24 protein-coding genes, 1 pseudogene and 1 riboswitch are annotated in these 26992 nt (G+C 72.2%); of the genes and pseudogenes, 14 read left to right on the top strand and 11 right to left on the bottom strand.

The genetic code is table 11. The features are described 5' to 3' along the window. The first annotated feature begins 40 nt into the window (after positions 1-40). From P2Q00_RS23425 to P2Q00_RS23435, 3 genes are all read left to right on the top strand, one after another. Positions 41-1522 (top strand): MFS transporter, encoded by a 1482-nt coding sequence (locus P2Q00_RS23425; protein ID WP_275774814.1) that lies wholly within the window; start codon positions 41-43, stop codon positions 1520-1522. Positions 1523-1608: 86 nt separating this feature from the next. Continuing rightward, complete coding sequence (locus P2Q00_RS23430; RefSeq protein ID WP_275774623.1) at positions 1609-2529, top strand: NAD-dependent epimerase/dehydratase family protein; 921 nt, start codon at positions 1609-1611, stop codon at positions 2527-2529. Further along, positions 2526-3461: an RNA polymerase sigma-70 factor gene (locus tag P2Q00_RS23435; RefSeq protein ID WP_275774624.1), complete on the top strand. Its 936-nt coding sequence runs from the start codon at positions 2526-2528 to the stop codon at positions 3459-3461. The genes P2Q00_RS23430 and P2Q00_RS23435 overlap by 4 nt, the downstream gene beginning before the upstream one ends. A gap of 9 nt (positions 3462-3470) precedes the next feature. Here the strand turns inward: P2Q00_RS23435 and P2Q00_RS23440 are convergent, their stop codons facing one another. From P2Q00_RS23440 to P2Q00_RS23455, 4 genes and pseudogenes are all read right to left on the bottom strand, one after another. Further along, positions 3471-3896 carry a VOC family protein gene (locus P2Q00_RS23440; RefSeq protein ID WP_275774625.1) on the bottom strand — a complete coding sequence of 142 codons (426 nt, stop codon included), beginning with the start codon at positions 3894-3896 and terminating at the stop codon, positions 3471-3473. Between the two features lie 13 nt (positions 3897-3909). After that, positions 3910-4698: a helix-turn-helix transcriptional regulator gene (locus P2Q00_RS23445; RefSeq protein ID WP_275774626.1), complete on the bottom strand. Its 789-nt coding sequence runs from the start codon at positions 4696-4698 to the stop codon at positions 3910-3912. 130 nt (positions 4699-4828) lie between these two features. Beyond that, entirely contained in the window at positions 4829-5605 is a 777-nt protein-coding gene (locus tag P2Q00_RS23450) for an SDR family oxidoreductase (protein ID WP_275774627.1), read from the bottom strand. 11 nt (positions 5606-5616) lie between these two features. Further along, a pseudogene (locus P2Q00_RS23455) lies at positions 5617-6063 on the bottom strand (enolase C-terminal domain-like protein); the annotation flags it as partial. A gap of 251 nt (positions 6064-6314) precedes the next feature. Between P2Q00_RS23455 and P2Q00_RS23465 the strand changes: the two are divergent. Next, the gene (locus P2Q00_RS23465) at positions 6315-6878 is read left to right on the top strand and encodes a LysR substrate-binding domain-containing protein (RefSeq protein WP_275774628.1); all 564 of its coding nucleotides are present in this window, start codon (positions 6315-6317) and stop codon (positions 6876-6878) included. A gap of 3 nt (positions 6879-6881) precedes the next feature. On the opposite strand, the gene P2Q00_RS23470 is transcribed toward P2Q00_RS23465, so the two are convergent. Both P2Q00_RS23470 and P2Q00_RS23475 read right to left on the bottom strand, forming a co-directional pair. Further along, positions 6882-8321: a C40 family peptidase gene (locus P2Q00_RS23470; protein WP_275774629.1), complete on the bottom strand. Its 1440-nt coding sequence runs from the start codon at positions 8319-8321 to the stop codon at positions 6882-6884. Positions 8322-8377: 56 nt separating this feature from the next. Further along, positions 8378-8552: riboswitch (cyclic di-AMP (ydaO/yuaA leader) on the bottom strand. A 302-nt stretch (positions 8553-8854) separates the two neighbouring features. Beyond that, the gene (locus P2Q00_RS23475; RefSeq protein WP_275774631.1) at positions 8855-9232 is read right to left on the bottom strand and encodes a DUF5997 family protein; all 378 of its coding nucleotides are present in this window, start codon (positions 9230-9232) and stop codon (positions 8855-8857) included. 58 nt (positions 9233-9290) lie between these two features. Here P2Q00_RS23475 and P2Q00_RS23480 point away from each other — a divergent pair, with 58 nt between their 5' ends. The 4 genes from P2Q00_RS23480 to P2Q00_RS23495 all read left to right on the top strand — a co-directional run bounded on the left by P2Q00_RS23480 (position 9291) and on the right by P2Q00_RS23495 (position 12917). Beyond that, the gene (locus P2Q00_RS23480; protein WP_275774632.1) at positions 9291-10100 is read left to right on the top strand and encodes a LysR family transcriptional regulator substrate-binding protein; all 810 of its coding nucleotides are present in this window, start codon (positions 9291-9293) and stop codon (positions 10098-10100) included. A gap of 185 nt (positions 10101-10285) precedes the next feature. Then, a complete protein-coding gene (locus P2Q00_RS23485) occupies positions 10286-11035 on the top strand; it encodes a hypothetical protein (RefSeq protein ID WP_275774815.1) in 750 nt (249 codons plus the stop codon). A 116-nt stretch (positions 11036-11151) separates the two neighbouring features. After that, positions 11152-12186: a permease gene (locus tag P2Q00_RS23490; RefSeq protein ID WP_275774633.1), complete on the top strand. Its 1035-nt coding sequence runs from the start codon at positions 11152-11154 to the stop codon at positions 12184-12186. Further along, the gene (locus P2Q00_RS23495; protein ID WP_275774634.1) at positions 12183-12917 is read left to right on the top strand and encodes a TIGR03943 family putative permease subunit; all 735 of its coding nucleotides are present in this window, start codon (positions 12183-12185) and stop codon (positions 12915-12917) included. Before P2Q00_RS23490 ends, P2Q00_RS23495 begins: the two co-directional genes overlap by 4 nt. A 137-nt stretch (positions 12918-13054) precedes the next feature. Here the strand turns inward: P2Q00_RS23495 and glnA are convergent, their stop codons facing one another. Together glnA and P2Q00_RS23505 are read right to left on the bottom strand one after the other, a co-directional pair. After that, positions 13055-14464, bottom strand: a complete 1410-nt coding sequence (gene glnA, locus P2Q00_RS23500; protein WP_275774635.1) for a type I glutamate--ammonia ligase — start codon at positions 14462-14464, stop codon at positions 13055-13057. 86 nt (positions 14465-14550) lie between these two features. After that, positions 14551-15429 (bottom strand): alpha/beta fold hydrolase, encoded by an 879-nt coding sequence (locus P2Q00_RS23505; RefSeq protein ID WP_275774636.1) that lies wholly within the window; start codon positions 15427-15429, stop codon positions 14551-14553. Between the two features lie 120 nt (positions 15430-15549). Here P2Q00_RS23505 and P2Q00_RS23510 point away from each other — a divergent pair, with 120 nt between their 5' ends. Both P2Q00_RS23510 and P2Q00_RS23515 read left to right on the top strand, forming a co-directional pair. Continuing rightward, complete coding sequence (locus tag P2Q00_RS23510; RefSeq protein ID WP_275774637.1) at positions 15550-18150, top strand: ATP-binding protein; 2601 nt, start codon at positions 15550-15552, stop codon at positions 18148-18150. Between the two features lie 106 nt (positions 18151-18256). Next, the gene (locus tag P2Q00_RS23515) at positions 18257-19645 is read left to right on the top strand and encodes an FAD-binding oxidoreductase (protein WP_275774638.1); all 1389 of its coding nucleotides are present in this window, start codon (positions 18257-18259) and stop codon (positions 19643-19645) included. Positions 19646-19723: 78 nt separating this feature from the next. Here the strand turns inward: P2Q00_RS23515 and P2Q00_RS23520 are convergent, their stop codons facing one another. Next, on the bottom strand, positions 19724-22855 hold the full coding sequence (locus P2Q00_RS23520; RefSeq protein ID WP_275774639.1) for an acetyl-CoA carboxylase family protein: 3132 nt from the start codon (positions 22853-22855) through the stop codon (positions 19724-19726). Between the two features lie 92 nt (positions 22856-22947). Between P2Q00_RS23520 and P2Q00_RS23525 the strand changes: the two genes are divergently transcribed. Genes P2Q00_RS23525 through P2Q00_RS23535 form a run of 3 tightly spaced genes read left to right on the top strand, consistent with a single transcriptional unit; the run spans position 22948 to position 24150 of the window. After that, a complete protein-coding gene (locus tag P2Q00_RS23525) occupies positions 22948-23601 on the top strand; it encodes a TetR/AcrR family transcriptional regulator (RefSeq protein ID WP_275774641.1) in 654 nt (217 codons plus the stop codon). Between the two features lie 7 nt (positions 23602-23608). After that, positions 23609-23821 (top strand): hypothetical protein, encoded by a 213-nt coding sequence (locus P2Q00_RS23530; RefSeq protein ID WP_275774642.1) that lies wholly within the window; start codon positions 23609-23611, stop codon positions 23819-23821. Then, the gene (locus P2Q00_RS23535) at positions 23812-24150 is read left to right on the top strand and encodes a hypothetical protein (protein WP_275774643.1); all 339 of its coding nucleotides are present in this window, start codon (positions 23812-23814) and stop codon (positions 24148-24150) included. The genes P2Q00_RS23530 and P2Q00_RS23535 overlap by 10 nt, the downstream gene beginning before the upstream one ends. Here P2Q00_RS23535 and P2Q00_RS23540 read toward each other — a convergent pair. Both P2Q00_RS23540 and P2Q00_RS23545 read right to left on the bottom strand, forming a co-directional pair. Beyond that, on the bottom strand, positions 24087-24782 hold the full coding sequence (locus tag P2Q00_RS23540; RefSeq protein WP_275774645.1) for an HAD family hydrolase: 696 nt from the start codon (positions 24780-24782) through the stop codon (positions 24087-24089). The two genes, P2Q00_RS23535 and P2Q00_RS23540, sit on opposite strands and share 64 nt — an antisense overlap. Positions 24783-24801: 19 nt before the next feature. Continuing rightward, positions 24802-25278: an Lrp/AsnC family transcriptional regulator gene (locus P2Q00_RS23545; protein WP_275774646.1), complete on the bottom strand. Its 477-nt coding sequence runs from the start codon at positions 25276-25278 to the stop codon at positions 24802-24804. Positions 25279-25474: 196 nt separating this feature from the next. On the opposite strand from P2Q00_RS23545, the gene P2Q00_RS23550 reads away from it, so the two are divergent. After that, the gene (locus tag P2Q00_RS23550) at positions 25475-26968 is read left to right on the top strand and encodes an FUSC family protein (protein ID WP_275774647.1); all 1494 of its coding nucleotides are present in this window, start codon (positions 25475-25477) and stop codon (positions 26966-26968) included. The last annotated feature ends 24 nt before the right edge of the window (positions 26969-26992 follow it).

The following is a 26992-nucleotide window of genomic DNA, read 5'->3' on the forward strand; positions in this document are numbered from 1 at the left end:
ACAGGCCGCCGCCCGCGCACAGGGCGGCGGCGGACACGGCATGGCGCTGCTGGTCATCGCGTCGTGCCAGCTGATGGTGGTCCTGGACATCACCATCGTGAACATCGCGCTGCCGCACATCCAGAGCGCCCTGGACTTCTCCACCACCAGCCTGTCCTGGGTGGTCAACGCCTATACCCTCACGTTCGGCGGCCTGCTGCTGCTCGGCGGCCGCACCGGCGACATCCTCGGCCGGCGACGCATGTTCATCTTCGGGGTGCTGCTGTTCGCGCTCGCCTCCCTGCTCGGCGGGCTCGCCCAGAACTCCGGCCAGCTCCTCGCCGCACGGGCCCTCCAGGGCGTCGGCGGCGCCATCGCGTCCCCGACAGCCCTCGCCCTGATCAGCACGACCTTCCGCGAGGGCCCTGAACGCAACCGGGCCTTCGGGGTGTTCGCCGGGGTCTCGGCGGGCGGCGGTGCCATCGGGCTGGTCGCGGGCGGCGTCATCGTCGAGTGGCTGAACTGGCGCTGGGTGCTCTTCGTCAACGTCCCGATCGGGGTACTCATCGCCCTCGCCACGCCCCGCGTGATCAAGGAGTCCGAACGCCACCCGGGCCACTTCGACCTGGCCGGCGCTCTGACCTCCACCGTGGGCATGGTGCTGCTGGTGTACGGCTTCATCAGAGCCGCCCAGGAGGGCTGGCGGGACCCGTTCACGCTGGCCTCGTTCGCCGCGGCCGTCGTGGTCCTTGCGGGGTTCATCCTGATCGAACGGCGCTCCAGCCAGCCCATCACCCCGCTGCACATGTTCGCCGACCGCAACCGCGCGGGCACCTACGGCATCATGCTGAGCCTCGCCGCCGCGATCTTCGGCATGTTCTTCTTCCTCACGCTCTTCGTGCAGGACGTGCTGGGCTTCAGCCCACTGGCCACCGGGTTCGCCTTCCTGCCGGTCAGCGCGGTCATCGCCGTCGGCGCCGGGCTGGCCTCGCGGTTCCTGCCCACCTTCGGACCCAAACCCTTCATGGTGGTGGGCGCCGTTCTCGCGGCGGCGGGCCTGGCCTGGCTGACCCTGACCGACGTCCACTCCACCTACGCGGGCAGCATCCTCGGCCCGATCCTCGTCTTCAGCCTGGGCATGGGCCTGGAGTTCGTCTCGCTCACCCTCATGGCCCTGTCCAACGTCCCCGTCGAGGAGACCGGCGCGGCCTCCGGACTCCTCAACGCCACCCAGCAGGTGGGCGGTTCACTGGGCCTGTCCATCCTGGTCACGATGTTCGGCACGGCCAGCACCAACGAGGCCCACAAGCAGATCCCGCTCTTCCTCGCCCAGGCCACCCCGGCCGAACGCCTTCGCTTCCGGCACACCGGGCAGCTCCCGAGCCCCTGGTCCGACCACGTCCTCACGGCCGGGATCTCGGCGGCCTTCATCATGGCGGCGATCTTCACCGTCGTCGCCGCCCTGGTCGCCCTGTTCGCCATCCAGGTCCGCCCCTCCGACCTGGAACGCCTCAAGGGTGGGACGGGGCCCGGGCCGGCCTGAGAGCGATCTGTCCCGCTCCCGATGTCACAAACGACCGGGGCTGTCTCGTCCAGGTACCGAGAGGCAGTTCCGGACGCAGGAGGGTGATGGCTGTGCGAGTGTTCGTGGCGGGCGGGACGGGGGCTCTCGGGCGGCGACTCGTGCCGCAGCTCGTGGCCAGGGGCCATCAGGTGACGGCTACGACGACGAGCGCGGCCAAGCGTGCGCTGCTGGAGAAGCTGGGCGCTGAGGCCGTCGTGATGGACGGGCTGGACGCGATCTCGGTCGGCGAGGCGGTGGCGCAGGCCCGGCCGGACGCGATCGTGCATGAGATGACCGCGATCTCCGGCAAGCCCGACATGCGGCACCCGGACCGGTTCTTCTCCACCACCAACCGGCTGCGCATCGAGGGTACGGACCACCTGCTGGCCGCCGCCGAGGCGACCGGCGTACCCCACGTCGTCGTGCAGAGCTTCGCGCAGAGCTTCGGGCCCGGCGCAGGGCTGCTGACCGACGAGGACCCGATGGACCCGGGCACGGCGACAATGGCGCGCAGGCTCTCGGCGGGTGTCATGCACATCCAGGACGTGGTGCCCGAGGCCGGCGGCACGGTCCTGCGCTACGGCGGGTTCTACGGGCCGGGCGCCAGTGACGACGTCGTCGAATTCGTGCGCAAGCGGAAGTTCCCGCTCGTAGGCGAAGGCACCGGCTGGAACTCTTGGGTGCACCTCGACGATGCGGCGAGCGCCACCGTCCTGGCCGTGGAGAAGCAGGCCAGGGGCGTGTTCAACATCGTCGACGACGAGCCCGCCCAGGTCCGCGAGTGGCTTCCGTACCTGGCCGCGTGCGCGGGGGCGAAGCGGCCGATGCGGGTTCCCAAGTGGCTCGCCAAGCTGCTGGCCGGGGAGTTCGCGGTGACCCTGATGACCGAGGGCCGCGGCTTCTCCAACGCCAAGGCCAAGCGGGAGCTCGGCTGGCAGCTGCGCTACCCGTCGTGGCGCCAGGGCTTCAAGGAGGAGCTCGCGTGACCCGCACCGAGGAGTTCGAGGAACTGCGCCCGCTGCTGTTCGCGATCGCCTACCGCATCCTCGGCAGCGTGAGCGAGGCCGAGGACGCGGTCCAGGAGACCTGGCTGCGCTGGGCGGGCACCTCGACCCGGCCCACCTCGACCCGGGCCTACCTCTCCGCCGTCGTCACCCGGCTCTCCGTCGACGTACTGCGGTCGGCGCGGGTACGGCGCGAGGAGTACGTCGGACCGTGGTTCCCCGAGCCCCTGCTGACCGATCCCTACGAGGACCCGGAACGTGCCGCGGAGCTGTCCGACTCGCTGTCGATGGCCGCCCTGCTGCTGCTCGAACGGCTGAGCCCGCTGGAGCGCGCGGTCTTCGTGCTGCGGGAGGTGTTCGGCTTCGGCTTCACCGAGATCGCGTCGGCCGTGGGCCGCTCGGAGTCCGCCTGCCGGCAGCTCGCCGTGCGGGCGCGCCGGCACATGGATGCGGGCCGCCCCCGGTTCGAGACCGACCGCAAGGAGCGCGATGAGCTCGCCGAGCGGTTCTTCGACGCCTTCCGGGAAGGCGACGTCGAGGGGCTGCGCGAGCTGCTCGCCGCCGATGTGCAGATGGTCGGCGACGGCGGCGGCAAGGCACCGCAGCTGGCCAACGCCGTCATCGGTCCCCGGAACGTGGCCCGGGTGCTCGCCGAGTTCGCCCCGCTGCTCGGCAAGGTCGGCATCGTTGTGGAGCTGCAACAGCTCAACGGCCAGCCGGGCGGGATCTTCCGCGACCGGGACGGCAAGGTCGTGAGCACCATGGTGCTCGACATCCTCGGCGGACGGATCCAGACGATCCGATCCGTGATCAACCCGGACAAGCTCGGTCACATGGGGCCGGTGGCGGATGCCTGGGCGCTCAAACGAGAGGCGAACGAGGCCCGTCGGCCGACGACCGGCCACAAGGGCTGACAGCGCAGGTCAGGACACGGAAGTCCCGCCCCATTCCTCAGGGGCGACATCCGCGAGCGTCTCCGAGAACGTCCACTGATGGCCCGCAAGGTCCTCGGCGGTGTACTGGCGTTCCCCGTACTCGAAGTCGGTCGGTTCCATGACGATGCGCGCGCCGTGTTCCCGGGCCTGCTGGCAGTGGGCCCGGGCGTCCTCCACGCGCACCGTCACCGAGTGCGTGACCTCGCCGGGGCGCGGGGGACGGCGGTCCTTGCGGGTGTCCCCGACGATCACGGCGCCCTCGCCGTACGCGAGCTGGGCGCGGTGGTCCTCGCCGATCCGCACCCGTTCCACGAACCCGAAGGCCGCACCGAGCCAGGCGACCGCGGCGCGCACATCGGGATAGATCAGGACGGGGATGACGGTCGAGGAGGGGATGGACCGGTTCGGCTTCATGGCGGACTCCCTTTCATCGGTCCTTCATCGGTACCAGCCCGAGTCGCTGCGCCCGCAGGACCGTACTGATGCGGTCGCGGGTGCCGAGCTTGCGGTAGATCTTCTCGATGTGCTTGTGGACCGTACGGTCCGAGATGCCGAGCCGCCGGCCGATCGCGGCGGCGGTCAGCGCGTCCGTGAGCAGGAGCAGGACGGTCGTCTCCCGGGGAGTGAGGGCACAGTCGGCGGCCGGCGTGTGAACTGCTCTCGGAGCGGCCGTCCGCTGCCGGCGTTCCAGAAGCTGCCGCTGCTGCTCCACCGCCGCCAGCAGCGGCTGCAGCTGCCGGGCCGTGCGCAGGTGGTCGTCGGTGAAGTCCGTACCGGAGCGGTAGACCATGCATCCGGTGATCGGGGTCGTCGTCCCGGGCAGCGGTATTGCCAGTACGTGTTCGGCGTCCATGATGTCGCCGATCAGCCGCGCGGTCGGGCTCGCGGACCAGGCCGCGCCGGCGGCCCGGCGCGCGGTGAGGGGAGTCCGGTCGGGCCCGGCCGCGTAGCGGTGCGCGAACGGATACCCCGTGCGCAGGAGGCCGAGTTCCTCCTCCGCGAGCCCGTCGAACCCGGCGGCGGCCTCGGGCGGCATGCCGACCGTGCCCTCGGCCTCGTTCCAGTCGTCGAGCTTGTAGATCAGGGTCTCGCCGCCGCACAGGCCGGGCAGCGCGCCCGCCAGCAGCGGCCACAGCCGCTCCGGATCGCGTTCGTGGAGCGCGGCCACGGCCACCGACAGCATGCGTTCATGGGCCCCGCCCGTCACCTGTGCCATGGTCTTCTCCGCTCGTCCGCCGCGTACGCACTTGTACCCATACCAGCGACGGCATCCGCTGCTCCAGACTGCAGGCGAGCAACAGCCACGCCGTGCGGGGCCGCCGGCGCGGGGGACCGGCGGCCCCGGCTCACGCCGGCGAGGACGGATCCGTACGCAGCGTATCCCTACGCATCGCGTCCGAGATCGACTTGACGCCACCGTGCGCGGTGAGGCCCCCGTCCACCGGAATCTCCGCCCCGGTGATGAACGACGACTCGTCGGACAGCAGGAAGACCACCAGCGGCGCGATGTCGTCGACGCTTCCGCTGCGGCCCAGCGGGGTCTCACGGATGGTCGTCTCCCGGAACGCGGGAGTGGCGGCGGCCGTCATCTCGGTCTCGATGTAGCCGGGGTGGACGGTGTTCACGCGGATGCCCCGGGGCCCCAGTTCCATGGCCGCGATCTTCGACACCCCGCGCAGCGCCCACTTGCTGGCCGTGTACGCCACCGGGTAGTAGCCGGTGAGCGCGGCCGACGAGCCGACGTTGACGATCGACGAACCGGGCGGCATCAGCGGGGTCAGGTACTGGATACCGAGCAGCGGTCCGATCGTGTTCACCGCCTGGACCTGCGCAAAGTCCTCGGGACGCACCTCGCCGAGCCGCTCGCGCCGGATGATGCCCGCATTGTTGACCAGCCCGTGGACCTCCCCGTACGACTCCTTCAACTCCGCCGCCAGCGCCGCCCACTCGCTCTCGCTGCTGACATCCAGCCGGCGCACATCGCCCTGCGGCCGCACATCGGTGGCGACCACCCGGGCGCCGGCCCGGGCCAGCGCCTCCGCCTCGGCGGCGCCCTGGCCCCCGGCGGCCCCGGTGACGACCACGACCTTCCCGGCCAGCCGCCGCGTGTTCTCGTTGCTCACCGGGCCATCCTTCACCACCGGGGCAGCCTGAGCTCGTACTCCGGGTGGATCCGCCGCATGTACCCGGTGTCGTCGCGGCTGCGCACCCCCGACTCCACATACAGCCGGTGCAGCCGGTCGAGGGCGTCGTGGTCCAGCTCCACACCCAGACCCGGTCCGGTCGGGACCGCCACCTCGCCGTCACGGAACTCCAGCACGCCGGGGACGATCACATCGTCGGCCGAGTTCCACGGGTAGTGCGTGTCGCAGGAGTGGTCGAGGTGGGGGATGGCCGCCGCGACATGGGTCATGGCGGCGAGGCTGATGCCCAGGTGCGAGCTGGAGTGCATGGACAGAGCGAGCCCGAACGCCTCGCAGACGGCGGCCAGTTCACGGGTGCGGCGCAGTCCGCCCCAGTAGTGGTGGTCGGTGAGGAGCACCTGGACGGCGTTCTGCTCGATCGCGGGCTTCAGACGCTGAATGTCGCCCCGTCGGCCATCAGCCGCCAGATCGCCAAGCTGGAGTCCGGAGTCGGCGTGCCGCTGTTCGTGCGGCACCCGCGCGGGATGAGGGTGACCGACGCCGGTTCCCGGCTGCTGGCGCACGCCCGCCGCAGCGAGGCCGAGTCGGCCGCGCTCGTCGACGAACTGCGCACCGGACGCGGCGCGGACGTTCGCAGCGTCACCGTCGCCTGTTCGGAGGGTTTCGCCCGGCGGGTCGTACCGGCGCCATGGCCTCCTTCCGGCGTGCGCACCCGGACGTCACCTTCCGCCTCGACACCGTCGACCGGCAGGAGGCGACCCGGCGGGTGGTCGAGGGAATCGCCGACGTCGCCGCCACTTACGCAATGGGCCCGCAGCATGACGTACTGGTGGAGTGCGCCGTCGTCATCCCGGTGGCCGCCATCGTCCCGTCCGGCCACGAGCTGGCCGGACGGGACCGGATCACCCTGGCCGAGCTGTGCGCCCACCCGCTCGCGCTCGGCCCGGCGGGCACCAGTCAGCGCGAACTCTTCGACATCGACGCCCAGTTGGAAGGGCTGACGGTGCGCCCCGCGCTGGTCTGCGACGCACTCGCCCCGCAGTACGAGTTCGTCCGCTCCGGCGGCGGCATCGCCCTCGTCGGCGACCTGCACGAGGGCGCTTCCGCCGAGGGCGTCGCCTACGTCCGCGTCGACCACCCGGTCTTCCGGCAGCGCGAGGCGCAGATCCAGACGATGCTCGGCCGCCGACTCCCGTGGGCGGCCTCGCAGTTCACCGAGCTGCTGGTGTCACGACTCGACCGGCGGCAGTGAGCCTCAGGCGGGGCGCACGGCGATGCGGATCGCCGCCTCCCCGGCGTTGTGGACCGACTCCTCGCGTATGACCGAGCCCGGGCCCGGCGCATGGATCATCAGGCCGTTGCCGGTGTAGAGGCCGACATGGCTGAAGTTGTCGTGGAAGAAGATCAGGTCTCCCGGGCGGCTCTCGGCGAGAGGGATCACCGTGCCGGTGTTCGCCTGCTCGGCAGTGGACCGCGGCAGGGAGACCCCGGCGGCCCGCCATGCGGCCTGGGTGAGGCCGGCGTTGTCGTAGGACTCCGGCCCGACCGCACCCCACAGGCACGGCCGGCCGATCTGCGCCTGCGCGAAGGCGACGGCCCGGTCGGCCTTCGTGCCGGTGGGCACCTGCGGTGCCGGGACACCCGTGTCGAGGACGGTCAGCTCCTGCGGGCGCCACTCCTGGGCCGCGGGTATGCCGGTGTCGAGCACCGACGGTTGCTGCGAGGGCCATTGCCGGGCCATGGACAGGCCGGTGTCGAGCACCGTCTGCTCCTGCGGGAGCCACTGCTCGGCCGCGGGTACGCCGGTGTCGAGCACGGACGGCTGCTGCAGCCGCCACGCCTCCTCGGCCGCACGACGGGCCTGTTCCTGTGCCACCGGGTCCTGCCAGCTTGCCTGGGACGGCTGCACAACCGCCTGCTGGGCCGTGGTGGCCCAGGCGGGCTGCGGTGTCCGGGCCTCGATCGCCGCGGGCGGCGCGCTCTGCTGCGCCGTCGTCTGCCAGGTGTTCCCGGCCGCCGGAGCCTCGACGGCGGGGCGCGGGGCCGAGGTCTGCCGGGCGGTGTACCGGTACAGCAGCTCGCTGGCGGCCGCGATCCTGCGCTGGCTCTCCTGCTTGGACCTCCGCAGCGAGGTCTGCTTCGACTCGGGGGCCGCCGGCAGGGCGGCGACGGCCTCCTGGCGGGGTGCCGGCACGGCGGGCAGCGCGTTCGCGGGGCCGGCGGTCAGCTCGGCGACGGGACGGCGGGCGCCTGCCGCGGGCAGCTCGGGCACGGGCCGCCGGGCCGCCTCCAGCTCACGGCCGACACGGCTGTCGCCTGCCCGTTCCGCCGGACGCGGGCGCCGGGGCTCGGCCGGGCGGCTCGGCGTGCGGTCGGCAGGCAGTACCGCCGGGACCGTCGGGCCCAGCGACGCCCGCGCCCCGTCGAACCACTGCCTGGTGACGTTGTCGAGGTCGGGATCGGAGCGCCTGGCCCCGCCCCCCGGGGTGCCGCGCCCGCGCTTGCCCGCTCCCTGAATGCGGGTCAGGTTGTACTGGCCGGTGTCGTCCTCGGCCTGGTCGTAGAGGCTGCTCACGCGCTGCCGGACGGCTTCGCGGCTGGGGCCCTCGTCCCCCGTCGTCGGTGCGGCCTCGGCGGTCTGCGAGAACAGGGCCACCGAGGTGAGGGCAGCGGTCGCGAGAGCGGAATTACGCATACCGGGCAGGCCGAGCCCTCCGGTGCGCGATGGTCGATCCGGCGCCATGGGAGCCGTACTCCTTCCGTACTCCGCCTACCGAGTTAGCTGTCGGGTTCGGGCGGTCGGTTCCGGAAGGCATGCCCTACGGCCCTTGCCCTGGCGGGCAGTTGGGCCGATTCACCCCATCGTTCGGTTGGGTCCCCGGCTCCGGCTGCCACGGGGGCGCACCGGACTCGGCGGAGGCCACGCGTCCCGGCGGGGTTCGCCGGAGGAACTCGTGCGGCCTGATGCCACGCTAGCCAACTTGTGCGGCTCGTGTGAAGGTTGAAGGCCGGAATGTCCGATACGCTTTTGTGACCTTCGTCGTGACGGTCCGTCAGATCCTTGCGTCATACACGCAGCGGATCCAGACGGCAACCGACTGTCGCGGGTGGAGGGAGGTCGCGTCCTGAAGGGGCGCGGGGCTGTATAGATATGCGGCTCCGCCGCGCGGGCGCGACAAGCCGCGACGGAGCCGCAGACGACAACCGGCATGCTGCGAACCGCGGAGCTCAGCCCTCAGTGTCCCGCTTCTTGATCCGCGCCGCCTCCTTGCGGACCTCGGCCTGCGTGGCACGCTCCTTCACCAGCCACTCGGGCTGCTCCTGCTTGAGGGCCTCGATCTGCTCGGTGGTGAGCGCGTCGGTGATCCCACCGCGCGCGAGACCCGAGATGGAGACGCCCAGCTTCTCCGCGACCACCGGACGGGGATGCGGCCCCTTGGCCCGCAGCTCCCGCAGCCACTGAGGCGGATCGGCCTGGAAGGCGTCGAGCTCGGCGCGCGAGACGACACCCTCCCGGAACTCGGCGGGGGTGGCCTCGAGGTACACACCCAGCTTCTTCGCCGCGGTCGCGGGCTTCATCGTCTGGGTGCTCTGGTGCGACTTCATGCCGTCCAGGGTATCGACCCTGTTCGAGACCTCCGACCACGGCCGGTAGCCTGGCCTGGTGACAGGCTCGGAAGCATCCCCAACGTTCCGGCTTGCGTACGTCCCGGGGGTGACGCCCGCCAAGTGGGTGCGGATCTGGAACGAGCGCCTGCCCGACATCCCGCTGAACCTCCTCGCCGTACCGGCCGCCGAGGCATCCGACGTGTTGCGTGCCGGTGACGCCGACGTGGGGCTCGTGCGGCTGCCGGTCGACCGTACGTTCTTCAGCGCGATCCCCCTCTACACCGAGACGACGGTCGTCGTCGTCCCCAAGGACCATGTGATCACGGCGGCGGACGAGGTGACCGTCGAGGACCTCGCGGAGGAGGTCGTCTTCCACCCGCTCGACGACGTCTTCGACTGGGACCGGCCGCCGGGCGAGCCCGCCTTCGAGCGCCCCGCCACCACCGAGGACGCCGTGGAACTCGTCGCGGCGGGCGTCGGCCTCCTGGTCGTCCCCCAGTCCCTGGCCCGTCTGCACCACCGCAAGGACCTCACGTACCGGCCGCTCGTGGACGCCCCCGAGTCGGGCGTCGCCCTGGCGTGGCCCGAGGGGGCGACCACGGACCTGGTGGAGGACTTCATCGGGATCGTCCGCGGCCGCACGGCCAACAGCTCCCGCGGCCGCAAGGCACCGGCGCCGGAGCCGAAGGGCAGGGCGGACGGCAGGACCGGCGACACGGCCGGCGCCCGGCGCAAGCCCGCAGCAGGCAGGACGGCAGGTAATGCGACGGGGAAGACGGCCGGGAAGTCGACGGCACGGAACCCGAGGGCCGGTTCCGACGTCTCCAAGGGCGCCAAGCGCAGGAAGCCCCGCCGCCGGGCCTAGCCTCGGTCGGGGCGCCCTCGCCCCGTTCCGATCCATGCGGTGGGGCGTGGACGGGAGACGGGGGAGTTTTGCTTCGCAACGGGGTGCGATGCAGAGACGGCGCCGCGGACCAGCAGCGCGCCGACGGGCTGTGGGGCGACCGGGTCGGCCAGAGACACAGGCAACGGCGCGGCGGATGGTGGCGGGTGGCCGCGTTCGTCGGGCGCACGCTGCGAGGCGAGTGGCAGGGCATCGTCGTCGATCCGGTACGGCAGCTCAGACGTCGTGGGCTGCCCGCACTGTCCCTGGCGTTCCTGGCCGCCTTCGGTGTCATCTTCTTCCATGCGCTTGCGCAGCGGCCGACCGGCGCGGTGGTGGTGCGGCTGCTCGGCGGCGTCAAGGGCGACCTGCCGTTGTGGCTGGCCCTGCTGCGCACGCCGGTGTCGCTGTACGTCCCGGCCCTGGACCTGCCCGTGTGGGCGGGGATCACTCAGTTGTTCCTCGCGTTCGCGCTGGCCGAACTCAGCTTCGGCCGGGCCAGGACGCTCGTCATGTCGTACGCGACCACACTCGCCGGCACCCTGATGGTGCGCGTGATGATCGCGCTCGGTCCGGGCTGGGGCGGCCTGGGGCTGCCGCGCGAGATCGGACAGGTGCTGGACACCGGACCATCTGCCGCTGTCGTGGGCCTTTTCACCTATCTCGCCGTCGTGCGTCGCGCACCCATCGTGTTCGCCCTCACCGGAGGGTCGATGGTGTGGGAGTCGATTGCCGTACCCAATCTGGCGGGCCGCGAGCATCTGATAGCGGTCGGCACCGCGATCGCCCTGGCTCTGTTCCATGAACGCGGCCGCAGACGGCAGCCCGTCCGGCCCCTCCTGCCGGTACGACGACAGGAGCCGCCGGGGGCAAGGGCCGAGCGTGCGTGCCCGGACGACCACGTCGCGGTCGGCTGAGCACGGGCAACTCTGTTCCCGCCGCCTTCATTCATCCGTCTGTGGCGGCGTGTGTGCACCGTGAGGGGAGTGATCCTGGCTTATCTTCGCCACGAAATCTGACATCCGGAGTAAAAATGAATAAAACGGATGAACTGGTTGATGTGGCGGAGCGGCCGGTGGTCCTGGCGCCGGCCGACCGGCACGGGCGCCGCGTCACCGTACGGCCCTTGCCCGTCGTCATCGTCACCGCCGTCGGCGCGGTGGCGGTCCTCACGCTCACCGGCGTCGGATGGCTGAGCCAGCCCGCTGTCGCGGCCTGGCGCACGGTCTGCCTTGCCATCACTGTCCAGGCGCTGCCCTTCCTCCTCCTGGGGACGATCCTGTCCGGGGCGATCAACGCCTTCGTACCGGCCGACCTGTTCACCAGGATCCTGCCCCGGCGCCCCGCCCTCGCCGTCCCGGTGGCCGGCGTCGCGGGAGTCGTCCTGCCGGGCTGCGAGTGCGCCTCGGTGCCGGTCGCGAACAGTCTGATCCGCCGTGGTGTCACCCCGGCCGCGGCCTTCGCGTTCCTGCTCTCCGCGCCCGCGATCAACCCGATCGTGCTCACCGCCACGGCCGTCGCCTTCCCGGGAAACCCCGCCATGGTCGCCGCCCGGCTGCTGGCCTCCCTGGTCACCGCAGCCGCGATGGGCTGGCTGTGGCTCTGGCTGGGACGCGAGGAGTGGCTGCGGCCGGCAGTGCGCCATGCCGGACACCGGCCGGGGCGCAGCCGCCTGCGGGAGTTCCGCCTCGGCTTCCAGCACGATTTCCTGCACGCCGGAGGCTTCCTGGTGCTGGGTGCCATGGCCGCGGCCACCTTCAACGTGGCCGTGCCGCGCTCCGTCCTCGACACCTTCTCCGGCTCGCCCTGGCTGTCGGTGCTCTTCCTGGCCGCGCTCGCCGTCCTGCTCGCCGTCTGCTCGGAGGCCGACGCCTTCGTGGCCGCCTCGCTCACCGGCTTCTCGCCCACCGCCCGGCTGGTCTTCATGGTGGTCGGCCCCATGGTCGACCTGAAGCTGATCGCCCTTCAGGCGGGCACGTTCGGCCGGGCCTTCGCCCTCCGCTTCTCCACCGCGACGACGGTGGTGGCCGTGGCCGTCGGCGTCCTGATCGGAGGCGTACTGCTGTGAAGCGCCGCGCCCAAGTCCTCCTGCTGGTCCTGACCGGCCTGGGCCTGCTGCACGCAGCCCTGTTCAGCGACCTCTATCTGCGCTACGTCAAGGAAGGTCTGCGCCCCCTGCTGATCGCCTCCGGTGTGCTGCTCCTGCTGCTGGGCGTGGCAGCAGCGGCGCCGGACCGCGCGGACCCCGAAGCCGACGGGCACGCACACGCACACGGCCACGACCACTCCACCGCCCCCCGCATCGCCTGGCTGCTGTTCCTGCCCGCGCTCAGCCTGCTCCTCTACGCCCCGCCCGCCCTCGGCGCGTACACGGCTTCGCACGCGAACAACAAGGCCGTGACGAAGGAGCAGCGGTTTGACCCGCTGCCCGCGACCGTCCCTCTGCCGATGACCCTCAGCGACTTCACCGCCCGGGTCCAGCAGGACCGCGAACAGGCCATCAGGGGCCGCAGCATCAGCATGACCGGCTTCGCCACCCCGGCGGGACAGGGCGGCGGCTGGTATCTGACCCGGATCATCTTCACCTGCTGCGCGGCGGACTCCCAGTCGGTCAAGGTCCGGATGTACGGCACTCCCGCACCGCCCGCCAACACCTGGGTGGCCGTCACCGGAACCTGGCACCCCAGAGGCACACTCGGCACGAAGTCCGCGACGGCGGCCCTCGACATCCACCACACCGAGCGGATCTCCCCGCCCGTCAACGCGTACACGGACGACCTTCCGCTCACGCCCTCGTGATCGGCCGAGGCCCGGGAATGCAGGTCGGGCCGGAAGGCGAGCGAGCGAACCTGTTCAGCGCGTCCAGCATGTTGATGTACGACGGGCTGCCCTGCACCACCCGCACCGGCCGGCGGCCCGGCCGCACCGGAGGCTTGTCACACGTCGAAGTACAGCTCGAACTCATGCGGATGCGGACGCAGTTGCAGCGGCGCAATCTCGTTGGTGCGCTTGAGGTCGATCCACGTCGCGATCAGGTCGGACGTGAAGACGTCCCCCTGCAGCAGGTACTCGTGGTCGGCCTCCAGGGCGTCCAGGACGGAGGGGAGGTCGGTGGGGACCTGGGGGACGTTCGCGTGTTCCTCGGGGGCGAGTTCGTAGAGGTCCTTGTCGACCGGCTCGGGCGGTTCCGTCTTGTTCTTGATGCCGTCCAGGCCCGCCAGCAGCATGGCCGAGAAGGCCAGATACGGGTTGCAGGACGGGTCCGGGGCGCGGAACTCCAGCCGCTTCGCCCGCGGGTTGGCGCCCGTGATCGGGATCCGGATGCACGCCGAGCGGTTGCGCTGGGAGTAGACGAGGTTGACCGGCGCCTCGAAGCCGGGGACCAGGCGGTGGTACGAGTTCACCGTCGGGTTGGTGAACGCCAGCAGCGACGGGGCGTGTTTGAGCAGGCCGCCGATGTAGTGGCGGGCGTATTCGGACAGGCCTGCGTAGCCCCCCTCGTCGTAGAAGAGCGGGTTGCCGCCCTGCCAGAGGGACTGGTGGCAGTGCATGCCGGAGCCGTTGTCGCCGAAGATCGGTTTGGGCATGAAGGTGGCCGTCTTGCCGTTGCGCCAGGCGACGTTCTTGACGATGTACTTGTACAGCTGCAGGTCGTCGGCGGCGTGCAGGAGGGTGTTGAACCTGTAGTTGATCTCGGCCTGTCCGGCCGTGCCGACCTCGTGATGCTGCTTTTCCACCAGGATGTTGACCTTGATCAGTTCCAGGGTCATCTCGGCGCGCAGATCCGCGAAGTGGTCGACCGGAGGGGCCGGGAAGTAGCCGCCCTTGTAGCGGACCTTGTAGCCGCGGTTGTCCTCCAGCGCGCCGGTGTTCCAGGCGCCCGCCTCCGAATCGATGTGGTAGAAGGCCTCGTTGGTCTTTGTCTCGAAGCGCGCGCTGTCGAAGACGTAGAACTCCGCCTCCGGGCCGAAATACGCCGCGTCCGCGATGCCCGTCGACACCAGATACGTCTCCGCCTTCTTCGCCACGTTGCGCGGGTCGCGGCTGTACTGCTCGCCGGTCACCGGGTCGTGGATGAAGAAGTTCACGATCAGGGTCGTGTCCTTGCGGAAGGGGTCGAGGCGGGCCGTCGACAGGTCGGCGCGCAGGGCCATGTCGGACTCGTGGATGGCCTGGAAACCGCGGATCGAGGAGCCGTCGAAGGCCAGCTCGCCGTCCGGGTCGAAGATCTCCACCGGCACGGTGAAGTGCTGCATGATGCCCGGCACATCGCAGAAGCGGACGTCCACGAACTTCACGTCCACGTCCGCGATGAACTTCCTGGCTTCCTCGGCGTTCTGGAACATCCGACTCACCCTTCAAACCGCGGGGCGTCCTGCTGTGCACTGTAGGCACGGGGCGTGGACCCGGGAAGGCCGAGAGGACGGGTCCGTCAGGGCACCTCCGTGGCGCGCACGAACTCCCGGATGATCCGCGCCAGTTCGGCAGGCCGGTCCAGGGGGAGCAGTGTGTAGCCGTCGTCCACCTCGACCAGCCGACCCTGCGGCAGCAGCGCGGCCAGACGCCGGCCGTGCTCAGGCGGCATCACCCGGTCCTCGCGCGCCCAGATCACCAGGGCGGGTCGGTCGAAGCGCGGCAGACGCTCGGCGGCCGTTTCGAGCAGGCGGCGGGTGGCGCGGTTCGCCGTGCGCAGGAGGCGTACGGCGTCCCGGCGGATCCCCGGCTGCCGCAGCACTGGCCGCATCCAGCGCGCGGTGGCCGCATCTCCCCGCTTGGTCAGCCAACCGAACGCGATCGGCAGCCGGCGTACCGACCGCACCCGCATCTGCTGCATGAACAGCCCGAAAAGGCGGGGCGAGAGACGACCGGTGAGAGCCAGGGTGCGGCCCGTCAGCCCCGGCGGGAAGTTGTCGAACGCATCGCAGGACACCAGCACCGCCCGCCCCACCCGTTCCTCCCCGTCGGCCATCAGGAACTGCACCAGCATCCCGCCCGTGTCATTCCCGACCAGGGTGACCTCCCGCAGATCCAGCCGCTGAAGGAATTCCGCGACGAGCCGCGCCACCCCGGGCAGCGACAGCTCCGCGTCGGCGCGCATCGGATGGCGGTGTGCGCCCAGGGGCAGCGTCGGGGCGATGCACCGGTGGTCGGCCGACAGGTCGGCCGACGGGCCCGCCCAGAGCGAGGCGTCCATCATCAGGCCGTGCAGCAGCACCAGTACGGGACCGTCGCCGCCGGTGTCCTCGTACGCGATCGTCCCCGCGGACAGCTCGATCTCGTACGCGCCTGCAGTTCGGGCAGTGGTGTTCATCAAGGCCTCCCGTGCGTGTCTGCCGTGTGTCCGCACTCAAGAGGGCCGAGCGGCCCGGAGTGTGACATCCGACCGGCAGGACCCGCCTTCCCGTCCCGCCCCGGTGGCAGAATCGGCGGCGTGGACCGGGGGATCCTCGAGCGCGAGCCCGAGCTGGTACAGCTGGCCACGGCCGCACGGGAGGCGGCGGACGGGGCCGGTTCGGTGGTGCTCGTCTTCGGCGAGGCCGGAATCGGCAAGTCGAGCCTGGTGAGGGCCATGCCCGACCGGCTTCCGCTGCAGGCCCGGGTCCTCGTCGGACAGTGCGACGACCTCGCCACCCGGCGGCCCCTGGGCCCGTTCCGCGACCTCGTCGGCAGTGTCGGCGCCGAACTCGCCCGCGCCGTCACCGAGGGCGGCGACCGCCACCGCGTCTACGAGGCCCTGCACGGCGAGCTGGCAGTGACTCCGCACCCTGCGGTACTCGTCGTCGAGGACGTGCACTGGGCCGACGAGGCCTCCCTGGACGCCCTGCGCTTCCTCGTGCGGCGCATGGAGCGGCTGCCCGCCCTGCTCGTCCTCACCTACCGTGACGACGAGTTGAGCCGCGGACACCCCCTGCGCCACCTCCTCGGCCAGGTCTCCCGCGCACCCCGCGTGCACCGACTGCCCCTGGCCCGGCTGTCACTCGACGCGGTGCGCACCCTCAGCGCGCCCGGCGGGCTCGATGCGGCGCAGGTGTACGAGGTGACCTCGGGCAACCCCTTCTTCGTCAGCGAGGTCGTGGCCGCGGGCGGCACCGGGGGAGTGCCCCCGACGGTCGTGGACGCCGTGCTCGCCCGGCTGCGCGGACTCGAACCGGCCATCGTCGACGCCCTGGAGCAGCTCGCCGTCGTCCCCTCCGCGGTCGAACGCCCCCTGGTCGACGCCCTGCTCAACGGAGGGGTGGCCGTCCTCGCGGCGGCCGAGCAACGCGGGCTGCTGGCCGTGGCCCCGGAGCGGGTGGCGTTCCGGCACGAGCTGATCCGACGGGCGGTCGCCGACTCGGTGCCCGCCGCCCGGCGCATCGACCTCAACCGCCAGGTCCTCGCCGCGCTCGTCGCCCGCCCCGGCTCCGACGCCGCCCGCATCGTCCACCACGCCGCCCAGGCCGGCGACCAGGACGCCATCGCCCGCTACGGGCCCGACGCGGCCCGGGACGCCGCCTCGGCCGGCGCCCACCGCGAGGCCGCAGCCCAATTGCGGCTCGTCCTGCAGCAACGGCACCGCTACACCCCGCCCGACCTCGCCGACCTGCTCGAACGCTACGCCGTGGAGAGCTACACCATCGCCGACTCGGCCGCCGCCGTCACCGCCCAGCGCGAGGCGGTCGCCCTGCGCCGCTCACTCGGCGACACCCTCGCCCTCGGCGCCGACCTGCGCTGGCTGTCCCGTATCCACTGGTGGGCGGGGGACGCCGACGAGGCGCAGGACGCCGCCCGCGAGGCCGTCGCCGTCCTGGAACACGCGGGCGACGACCGGCTGCTGGCCCTTGCAGTCAGCAACATCGCCCAGCTGCGGATGCTCTCCGACCGCTACCCCGAGGCCGTGGAACACGCCGAACGCGCCATCGTGCTGGCTCAGAAGACGGAGGACGCGGCGATCCTCTCGCACGCCCTCAACAACCAGGGCACGGCCCGCTGGCGGGGCGGAGACCCCGGCGGGCGGCACCAGCTGGAGGAGAGCCTCGAAGTCGCCCTCGACGCCGGCGAGGTCGAGCACGCCTGCCGCGCCTACGCCAATCTCATCTGGACCCTCCTCGACAATCTGCAGTACACCGAGGCCGACCGCTTCCTGCCCCCGGCCATGGACCTGGCCGACCGCGCCGAACACCTCGGCTTCCTCACCTACCTGCACGTCGAGCTGGCCCTGCGCCGGCTCGCCGCCGCCGACTGGGAGGACGCCGAGCGGCACGCCGAGTTCGGCATCCACGACTTCCTGCCCGCCCGCTGCCCGGCCCTGACCGTCCTGGCCCGGATACGCACCCGCTGCGGCCGGCCCGGCGCCGGTGAACTCCTCGCCGAGGCCCGGGAGATCGCCGTACGGACCCGGGAACTCCAGCGCACCGGGCCGGTGGCGGCCGCGCTGGCGGAGGCCGCCTGGCTGCGCGGCGACCACGCCGCCGTCGTCGAGGCCGTCGCCCCCATCCACGCCCAGGCCCGCCACCTGGCCGGCGTCCCCTACCGGGCCGAACTCGGCTACTGGCTCACCAAGGCCGGGCACCCGGTCCCCGCGGACGACTCGGCGCACCCGTACGCGCTGCAGGCCCGCGGGCAGTGGCGGCGGGCCGCGGCCCTGTGGCACACGGCGGGCTGCCCCTACGAATACGCCGCCGCGCTCGCGGAGAGCCCGGAACCCGCCGACAAGCTCACCGCCCTCGCCCGGCTCGACGCGCTGGGCGCCGAGCCGCTGGCCCGGCTGGTCCGCGCCGAGCTGCGCCGGCTCGGCGTGCGCCACATCCCGCGCGGCCCGCTCGCCGCCACCCGCGGCAACCCGGCCGGCCTCACCGAACGCCAGCTGCAGGTCATGCGGCTGCTGGCCGAGGGCCTGACCAACTCCGAGATCGCCGCCCGGCTCGTCCTGTCCGTCCGCACCGTCGACAACCACGTCCGCGCGGTCCTCGACAAGCTGGACGCACCCACCCGGCGCCACGCCGCCGTCCGCGCCGCGGAGCTCGGACTGCTCGCCGAGCGCGAAACGTAGGTACCCCGCCGGCCCGAGCTAGGTGGCACCCACGGATGCCCGGGCTCGCGCAACCCGAGTAGAACGTGCAGATCGACCCGACTCCGAAAAAACGGGGGATATCCGTATGTCCAGCACACCCGCCCAGGCGGCACGCAGGGAACTGGCCGACTTCACCGGGGAGTTGATCGGACCCGAGGACTCCGGCTACGAACAGGCCCGCGCCGTCTACAACGCGATGATCGACCGGCGCCCGGCACTCGTCGCACGCTGCACCGACGCGGACGCCGTCGCCCGCGTCATCGGCTTCGCCCGCGCGCACGACCTGCCCCTCGCCGTCCGCGGCGGCGGCCACCACGGAGCCGGCCTCGGCACCACCGACGGCGGCGTGGTCGCCGACCTGTCACCCCTGAAGGACATCCACGTCGACCCCGTGGCCCGCACCGTCCGGGTCGGCGGCGGCTGCGTCTGGGGCGAGGTGGACCGCGCCACCAACCCGCACGGCCTCGCCACCCCCAGCGGCATCGTCTCCACCACCGGCGTGGGCGGCCTCGCCCTCGGCGGCGGGCTCGGCCATCTGACCCGCAAGTGCGGGCTGACCATCGACAACCTGCTCTCCGCGGACATCGTCCTGGCCGACGGACAGCAGGTGCGGGCGAGCGCCGACGAGAACACCGACCTGTTCTGGGCGATCCGCGGAGGCGGCGGCAACTTCGGCGTCGTCACCTCCTTCCAGTTCCGGCTGCACCAGGTCGGCACCGTCATCGGCGGCCCGACCTTCTGGCCCATCGAGACCAGCCCCGAAGTCCTCCGCGCCTACCGGGACTTCCTGCCGAACGCACCGCGCGACCTCAACGCCTTCTTCCTCCACGGCACCGTCCCGCCCGCCCCGCCGTTCCCCGAGGACATCCGGCTGCGCAAGACCGCCGGCGTCGTCTGGTGCTACGCGGGCGACGACCCCGAGGCCGCCGCACGCGAGATGGCCCCGCTGCTCGACGCCCTGCCGACGCCGATGCTGCACGCCGTCGGACCGATGCCCCATCCCGACCTGCAGTCCATGTTCGACGGTCTCTACCCGCCCGGCCATCAGTGGTACTGGCGCGCCGACTTCGTCAACGAGATCCCCGACGAGGCCGTCGAACTCCACGCCAAGTTCGGCGCCGAGGTGCCGACGGTCCAGTCGACCATGCACCTGTACCCGATCGACGGCGCGGCCCACGACGTCGGCCCCGACGACACCCCCTGGGCCTACCGCGGCGCCCGGTGGTCCACCGTCTACGCCGGCGTCGACCCCGACCCCGCGGGCGCGGACCTCGTCAAGCGGTGGACCGTCGACTACTTCGAGGCCCTGCACCCGTACTCGGCGGGCGGCGCCTACGTGAACATGATGATGGACGAGGGCCAGGACCGGGTCCGCGCCAGCTACCGCGGCAACTACGACCGCCTGGCCAAGGTCAAGGCCGACCGAGACCCGGACAACGTGTTCCGCCTCAACCAGAACATCCGGCCGAGCTGACCCCTCCCGGTTCGCTCACCAGGCGTCGATGAACGGGCGGTGCCCCGGGCGGGGGACGGGGCACCGCCAGGCCTCGGATCACCAGGTGTCGACGAACGGACGGTGTCCTGCCTCCGGTACGGGGCACCGCTCCAGCGCCGCCAGGATCCAGGTGCGCGACCCGGCCGGGTCGATCACCGCGTCGATCTCCAGCGCGGCCGCCGCGTTGACCGCCTTCCCGCGTTCGTACAACTCGGCGACCCGCTCCTCGAAGACGCGCGCACGCTCGGCCGGGTCCGCGATCGCCGCCAGCTCCCTGCGGTAGCCGAGCCGGACGGCGCCCTCCAGCCCCATCCCCCCGAACTCCCCGCTCGGCCAGGCCGCCGTGGCCAGCGGGGCCCGCGTCGAGCCGCCCATCATGGCCATCGCCCCCAGCCCGTACGCCTTGCGCAGCACCAGACTCACCAGCGGCACCCGCAGATTGGCGCCCGTCACGAACAGCCGCGCGAAGTGCCGTACGGTGGCGGTCCGTTCGGCGTCCGGGCCGACCATGAACCCCGGGGTGTCGCACAGCGAGACCACCGGCAGCCCGAACGCGTCGCACAACTGCAGAAACCGCGCCGCCTTGTCGGCCGCGTCCCGGTCGATCGCCCCGCCCAGATGCGCCGGGTTGCTGGCCAGCAGCCCCAGGGGACGCCCCTCGATCCGGACGAGACAGGTCAGCACCCCCACGCCGAACTCCCGTCGCAGCTCCAGCACCGAGTCCGTGTCGGCGAGCCCGGTGACCGCCGCCCGCACGTCATAGGCCCGCCGCCGGTTCTCCGGCACCACCTGCCTGAGCAGCCGCTGATCCGGCGCCTCCCAACTCCCTTGCTCGCCTTGGGCGTACGACGGCTGCTCCTGGAAGTACGACAGATACCGCCGCGCCACGCGCACGGCCTCCGCCTCGTCGGCGACCGCGACGTCCACGACCCCATTGGGCACCTGCACGGACAACGGCCCCACCTCCTCCGGCCGGTACACGCCGAGCCCGCCGCCCTCGATCATCGCGGGCCCGCCCATCCCGATCGTCGCGTCGGGCGTGGCGATCACGACGTCGCAGCAGCCCAGCAGCGCCGCATTGCCCGCAAAACACCGCCCCGAGACGATGCCCACCAGCGGGACCAGCCCGCTGAGCCGCCCCATCCGCTGAAAGGTGGTCACGTCAAGACCGGCCACGGACGTGGTGTCGGTGTCCCCGGGCCGCCCGCCGCCGCCCTCCGCGAACAGCACCACGGGCAGCCGCCGTTCCTCGGCGATCTCCAGCATCCGGTCGGTCTTGCGGTGGTTCTGCAGCCCCTGGGTGCCGGCCAGGACCGTGTAGTCGTACGACATCACGACGCACGGCCGGCCGTTGATGCGCCCGGTGCCGGTGACCAGGCCGTCCGCAGGCGTCGACCGGATCAGGTCGTCCAGGGTGCGGCGGCTGCGCTGGGCGGCGATCGCGAGCGCGCCGAACTCGGTGAAGGTGCCCGCGTCGCACAGGTCCTCGATGTTCTCGCGGGCCGTGCGCCTGCCGAGGGTGTGCCGCCGCGCGACCGCCTCCGGCCGGTTCTCGTCAAGACCGAAGGAGTGCCGGGACACCACCTCGGCGAGGTCCGCGCGCACGGCATCCGGATCGACCGGCTCCGCCGCGGGCCCGTCGCCCTGCGCCCCGGTGACATCGTCCAGGGTGGCCAACGGGGAGCCCTCGCCCACCGTTTCGCCCACGCGCGCGTGCAGCAGCCGTACCACTCCGGAGCCCGGAGCCCGCACCACGTGCTCCATCTTCATCGCCTCCAGCACCAGCAACTGCTGCCCGGCACACACCGGTTCACCGGGAGAGACATCGACGGAGACGACGGTGCCGCCGAGCGGCGCCACGACCGTGCCGTCCAGGGACTCTTCCCCAGGAGCCGAGGGAACGGCGTGGGCCTGCGCAAGCTCCGCCACCACCCCGGTATGGGCCCAGAAGCGCGGCCGGGCCAGCACTTCCCGCAGCAGCGGAATGCCCGTCCGCACCCCCTCCACGGCGAACTCGCCCAACGCCCGCCGCGCCCGCGCGCAAGCCGCCTCCGCATCGCCCGCCGGGACATGCGCGATCACCTTGGCCAGCAAGGGGTCGTAGCGGACCCCGACCTCGGCCCCCGCACGCATCGCCGTGTCGACCCGCACACCAGGCCCCGACGGCAGGTCGAAGCGCGTGATCCGCCCCGCCCCCTCCGCAGTGACCCGCGCCTGCACGGCGAACCCGCGCGGTGCGGCCGGCGGCCCCGACAGCCCGAGCTCGTCCAGCGTGGCCCCGGCCGCCAGACGCAGTTGCACGGCGACCAGGTCGACCCCCGTCACCTCCTCGGTGACCGTGTGCTCGACCTGCAGCCGGGGATTGGCCTCGATGAACCAGAACTCCTCGCCCCGGAGCATGAATTCGAAGGTGACCAGGCTCGAACAGCGGGCGGCCAGGGCCAGCCGCAGAGCGGCGCCGAGGATCCGCTCCCTGGTGTCCTCGGGGAGCTCGGGGGCGGGCGCGATCTCGATCACCTTCTGATGGCGGCGCTGCGCGCTGCAGTCCCGCTCCCACAGATGCGTGACGGCCCCGGTCGCATCGCCGACCACCTGCACCTCGATGTGCCGGGCTCCCTCCAGCAGCCGTTCCGCATACAACTCGCCCCGCCCGAAGCCCTGTTGTGCCTCCGAGGCGCACCGCTCCCAGGCCTCGTCCAGCTCCTCGGCCCGCCGCACCACCCGCATCCCACGACCGCCGCCCCCGCCCACCGCCTTGATCATCACGGGCCCCGAAGCCAGCAACTCCCGCGCCCCGTCCGGCCCGTCGGCCCCGGCGAGCACGGGAACCCCCGCCCCGACGGCGAACTCACGGGCGCGCGCCTTGTCCCCGAAGACGGCCAGCACCTCGGGCGCGGGCCCGACGAAAGTGATCCCGGCCTCGGCGCAGCGGCGCGCGAAATCCGCGTCCTCGCTCAGAAAGCCGTACCCGGGGTGGAGGAAGTCGCATCCGGTGCTGCGCGCGGCGGCGAGCAGGGCATCGCCATCGAGATAGCTGCTCAACGGCATGGCCTCGTCGGCCAGTTGAAGATGCCCGTCATCGCCCTCGACATAGACGGCGACCCCTCGCAGCCCGACCTCCGACGCGGCCCGCAGGACGCGTACGGCGATCTCCCCGCGGTTGGCGACGAGCACGGCGGCAGTACCCATGGGAGCCCTCCAGGACAGGGACCTCGGCGGACCTCATCGACCGGCCCCGCCATGCTCATTGACATTGACGTCAACGTCAATACGCTCCCCGTGTGGCACGCACACACAAGGCCTGGGCGGTCCGCACCGCCCGCGACCGCACCGAGGCCCCGGCCCGCGCCCGGCTCCTGGACGCCGCCGAGACCGTCTTCGCGCGACTCGGACTCGGCCCCGCCACCGTCGCCGACATCACCACCGAGGCCGAGGTCTCCCGGGCGGGCTTCTACGTCTACTTCGCATCCAAGGAGGAGATCTTCCGCGTCCTCGCGGTCCGCGTACGGGATGCGTTCCTCGCCGCGCAGGAGGTGCCGGGCGTCGACACGGACGACCCGCACGCCGTCGCCCAGGCGTCCATCGGCGCCTTCATCGCTGCCTACGCCCGACACCAGCCGCTGCTCGGCCTGCTGGAGCAGCAGGCCCGCACCGACCCCGGCATGGCGCAACTCTGGGACGAGATCCGCGAACGGCCCGTCCACCGACACGCCCGCTACATCCGCCGCCTCACCGACCGGGGCCGGGCCGCCCCGGCCGCCGAACCCCTTGCGCTGGCCCGTGCGGTGGGCGGCATGTGCGTCGAGTTCGCCCGCCGCGTCGCCACCCGCCCCGACACGTACGACGACGCCGTACGCGAGGTCACCGCCATATATCTGCACCTGCTCGGAGCCGGACCGAATCGTCGAGAGAAGCCCCGCCCACGTCAGGAGTAGCCGCGCCATGACGCCGACGCCACGCACCGACGAATACCTCGCCGACCTGCGCGCCCGCTGGGCCAAGTTGCGGTGGGGCAGGCAGCCGGGCACCACGACGCACCGCGCCGGTGAGCGGACGGCGCCGGGGTACGTACGGCACCGGGCGCGGGAGACACCCGACCGACCCGCGTTCGCCGCCTCGCGATCCTGCGGCTCGGAGCGGTGCACGTGTCGGTGAACCCGATGTTCAAGGCCGCGGAGATACGACACGAGATCGACGACTCCGGCGCCGAACTGGTGCTGTCCTTCGAGCCGTTGCGGCACGTGCTCGCGGAGGCGCTCGACGGCACGCGCGCACGCGCGGCACTGCTGGAGGACGAGTGGCCGGGCATCATGGACCACCCTCCCCTGGCCGCACCGGCCGACGACCTCGACGCGCTCGCCGCCCTCAACTACACCGGCGGTACGACCGTGCCGCCGGAGACCAGCGGGGTGAGGAAAGATCAGGAAGACCGAGCTGAGCGCACGAGCCAGTCGTACGCGCCCCGCGCCGTGAACCCCGCCTGACCGCCGCGCAGCAGCAGGTCGGCGGTGGCGAACTCCGGGGCGCCGGACTGCGCGGCGACGTACGGGATCGCGATGCAGCGCATACCGGCGGAGTACGCCGCTGCGGCGCCGGGGGCCGCGTCCTCCAGGACCACGCAGTCGGCCGGGGTCACCCCGAGGCGCCGGGCCGCCTCCAGGAAGACGTCCGGGGCGGGCTTGCCGCGGGGCACCTCGTCGGCCGACACGACCGTGCGCAGGTAGGCGTCCAGGCCGGTGCCGGCCAGGATCGCCTCGATGGCCTCGGGCGACGACCCGGAGGCCACGGCCATCGGCACGCCCTCGGTCGCGAGCAGTTCCACGAACTTCCGCATCTCCGGGTACGCGCGCGTGGCGGCGCGCGCCAGCTCCAGATAGCGGCGATTGGTGTCGGCGAGGAGCTCGTCGACGGAGGCGGCCAGGGCGTACTTCTGCTTCCACAGGACGGCCGTCTCCAGGGTGCTGACACCGACGTACCGCTCGTGCTCCGCCCAGCTGAAATCCGGGACGCCGTGCTCGGCGAGGGTCTGCCGGCCCGCTTCGTAGTAGTTCGGCTCGCTGTCCACGAGCGTTCCGTCGAGATCGAAGATGACCGAGAGGTTGCCGAACTTGCTCATGGCCCCAGCATGGCAAAGGTCAGGTGCGGGCCGCGCGGCCGATCGACTCGACCAACGGCAGCAACCGGTGCTGCACCCTCTCGCGCAGCGCCACCTCCGTGCGGGTACGGACCACGCCCGGCAGGCTGATCAGCTTCTGGATCACGTCCTCCAGATGCGCGTTGTCCCGCGCCACCACCCGCGTCAGCAGATCGCCGCCGCCCGTGATCGAGAAGGCCTCGACGATCTCCGGTACGGCGGCCAGTGCGTCGCCCACGTCGTCCAGATGCCCCTGAGTGACCTCGATGTGCACGAACGCCAGCACCGGGTGGCCGAGGGCGGCGGGGGAGAGGACCGGACCGGTGCCGGTGATCACACCGTCCCGTTCCAGCCGGTCCAGGCGGGCCTGCAGCGTGCCGCGGGCGACGCCGAGGATGCGGGCGTACTCGCGCACGCTCGTGCGCGGCTGCTCCATCAGAAGCCGCAGGATGCGGGTGTCGAGCTCGTCGACGGCCATGGTGTCCGGCCTCCTCGCGCATGGTCCGTTGGCCCGCCGGTGGACGGCGGTGGAACGAAATGTCTGTGCCAATGGTCCAGCATATTCGGGACGACTTGAGCCAGTCGCGCCGAGGATGCTGCAATGAGCCTGTCGATGGCGCTGCGAACCCCGCGGCGCCTTTTTCGTGCCGAGAATCGGGCAGGGGCGGGAAGCAGTGCTGAAGAGGGTGTTCATGGCTCCGGATCCGGGGCGGCTGCGGCTGCGCTTCGCCGCGCGGGCCGTCGTCGGTATCGGGCTCGCGGTCGTCGTCTGCGGCCTGGCCGGACTGCCCCTCGTCGGCACCGTCACCGGTGGGCTGGCCGCGATGCTCGCCCTGTTCACCGTCACGGATGCCACGGTCCGCGGGCAGGCCGTCACCACCGCCCTGCTGCCCGCCGTGGGGCTTCCGGTGCTCGCCGCCGCGGCCGGGCTGCACGACCACCCCGTGGCCCGCGACCTCACCTTCCTCGCCGTCATCGGCGCGGGCGTGTACGCGCGCCGCTGGGGGCCGCGCGGGCACAGCCTCGGCGTGTTCGCGTTCATGACCTTCTTCGTGGCGCAGTTCCTGCACGCGACCACGGACCGGCTGCCCGAGCTGTACGCCGCCGTAGCCCTGTCCCTGCTCGCCGCATCCGCGGTGCGCTTCGGCCTGTGGTGCTACGAGGCCCACCTGCCCCCGGCACCCGTACCCGCCCCGCCCGCCGGCACGGGCCTGGCCCGCGTCACCACGCGCCAGGCCGTCCAGGCCACCGCGGGCGCGGGCTTCGCCCTGGTCGTGGGCCAGCTGGTGTCCGGACAGCGCTGGTACTGGGCCGTCGGCGCCACCTGGTGGATCTTCGTCAACACCGCCTCGCGCGGCGAGACCCTGGTCCGCGGCTTCCGCCGGGTCCTGGGCACGGTGATCGGCATCGGCCTCGGCGTGCTGATCGCCGTCCCCGTGAACGGAGCGCCCGTCCCCACGGCCGTACTCCTCACCGCCTGCGTCTTCGGCATCTTCTACACCGCCGCCGTGTCGTACACCTGGATGATGCTCTGGGTCACCCTCCTCGCCGAACTCCTCTACGGCCTGCTGGGCGTGCTGAACCCTGGCCTGCTCGCCCTGCGCCTCGCGGAGACCGGCGTCGGCGCGCTCGGAGCCGCGCTGGCCGTGCTCTTCGTCCTGCCGGTGACCACCCACACCGCCACCGACGCCTGGATCCAACGCGCCCTGCGCTGCGTGCATGCGTGCACGGCAGAAGCCGCCGCGCGGCTCGCCGGCTCCGCGGACGTCGACCCGGCGGGACGGGTGGCGGAGCTGGAGCAGCTGCTGGGCCGCGTCCGGCTCTCGGTCGCCCCCCTGGTGCACCCGCTCAACCCGATGCTCGGCCGCAAACGGCGCGCCCGCCAGGTGCTCGCCCTCCTCGACGACTGCGCCCGCGAGACCCGCGGCCTGGTCGCCGTCGCCGCCGACCCGGAGGCCTCCCACGACGCCCGCCTGGCAGCCGCCTGCTGGCGCGTGGAGGCGGCGGTCGAGGCCCTCACGGGCGGCGACGGCGACCACGTCACGGCCGCCCCCGATACACCCGCGACCGAGCCCGCCCTCGCCCATCTGCACGGCCTGGAACGGGCTCTCGCGGAGCTGGCCGCACCGCTGCGGACGCCGTCGGGGTCGCCGCTCGTCGGCGCGTGAATCCACGAGGCTGGTTAGCCTGGA

This window comes from Streptomyces coacervatus, from assembly GCF_029223485.1.
In the GTDB taxonomy this organism is placed as follows: domain Bacteria; phylum Actinomycetota; class Actinomycetes; order Streptomycetales; family Streptomycetaceae; genus Streptomyces; species Streptomyces coacervatus.

Excerpts from the sequence above, each read along its gene's own strand:
- P2Q00_RS23470 (WP_275774629.1), bottom strand. The coding sequence starts at position 8,321 with ATGCGTAATTCCGCTCTCGCGACCGCTGCCCTCACCTCGGTGGCCCTG.
- P2Q00_RS23425 (WP_275774814.1), top strand. The coding sequence starts at position 41 with ATGGCGCTGCTGGTCATCGCGTCGTGCCAGCTGATGGTGGTCCTGGAC.
- P2Q00_RS23530 (WP_275774642.1), top strand. The coding sequence starts at position 23,609 with ATGACGCCGACGCCACGCACCGACGAATACCTCGCCGACCTGCGCGCC.
- P2Q00_RS23505 (WP_275774636.1), bottom strand. The coding sequence starts at position 15,429 with ATGAACACCACTGCCCGAACTGCAGGCGCGTACGAGATCGAGCTGTCC.
- P2Q00_RS23490 (WP_275774633.1), top strand. The coding sequence starts at position 11,152 with ATGAATAAAACGGATGAACTGGTTGATGTGGCGGAGCGGCCGGTGGTC.
- P2Q00_RS23540 (WP_275774645.1), bottom strand. The coding sequence starts at position 24,782 with ATGAGCAAGTTCGGCAACCTCTCGGTCATCTTCGATCTCGACGGAACG.
- P2Q00_RS23445 (WP_275774626.1), bottom strand. The coding sequence starts at position 4,698 with ATGGCACAGGTGACGGGCGGGGCCCATGAACGCATGCTGTCGGTGGCC.
- P2Q00_RS23545 (WP_275774646.1), bottom strand. The coding sequence starts at position 25,278 with ATGGCCGTCGACGAGCTCGACACCCGCATCCTGCGGCTTCTGATGGAG.
- glnA (WP_275774635.1), bottom strand. The coding sequence starts at position 14,464 with ATGTTCCAGAACGCCGAGGAAGCCAGGAAGTTCATCGCGGACGTGGAC.
- P2Q00_RS23430 (WP_275774623.1), top strand. The coding sequence starts at position 1,609 with ATGGCTGTGCGAGTGTTCGTGGCGGGCGGGACGGGGGCTCTCGGGCGG.
- P2Q00_RS23465 (WP_275774628.1), top strand. The coding sequence starts at position 6,315 with ATGGCCTCCTTCCGGCGTGCGCACCCGGACGTCACCTTCCGCCTCGAC.
- P2Q00_RS23515 (WP_275774638.1), top strand. The coding sequence starts at position 18,257 with ATGTCCAGCACACCCGCCCAGGCGGCACGCAGGGAACTGGCCGACTTC.
- P2Q00_RS23475 (WP_275774631.1), bottom strand. The coding sequence starts at position 9,232 with ATGAAGTCGCACCAGAGCACCCAGACGATGAAGCCCGCGACCGCGGCG.
- P2Q00_RS23440 (WP_275774625.1), bottom strand. The coding sequence starts at position 3,896 with ATGAAGCCGAACCGGTCCATCCCCTCCTCGACCGTCATCCCCGTCCTG.
- P2Q00_RS23520 (WP_275774639.1), bottom strand. The coding sequence starts at position 22,855 with ATGGGTACTGCCGCCGTGCTCGTCGCCAACCGCGGGGAGATCGCCGTA.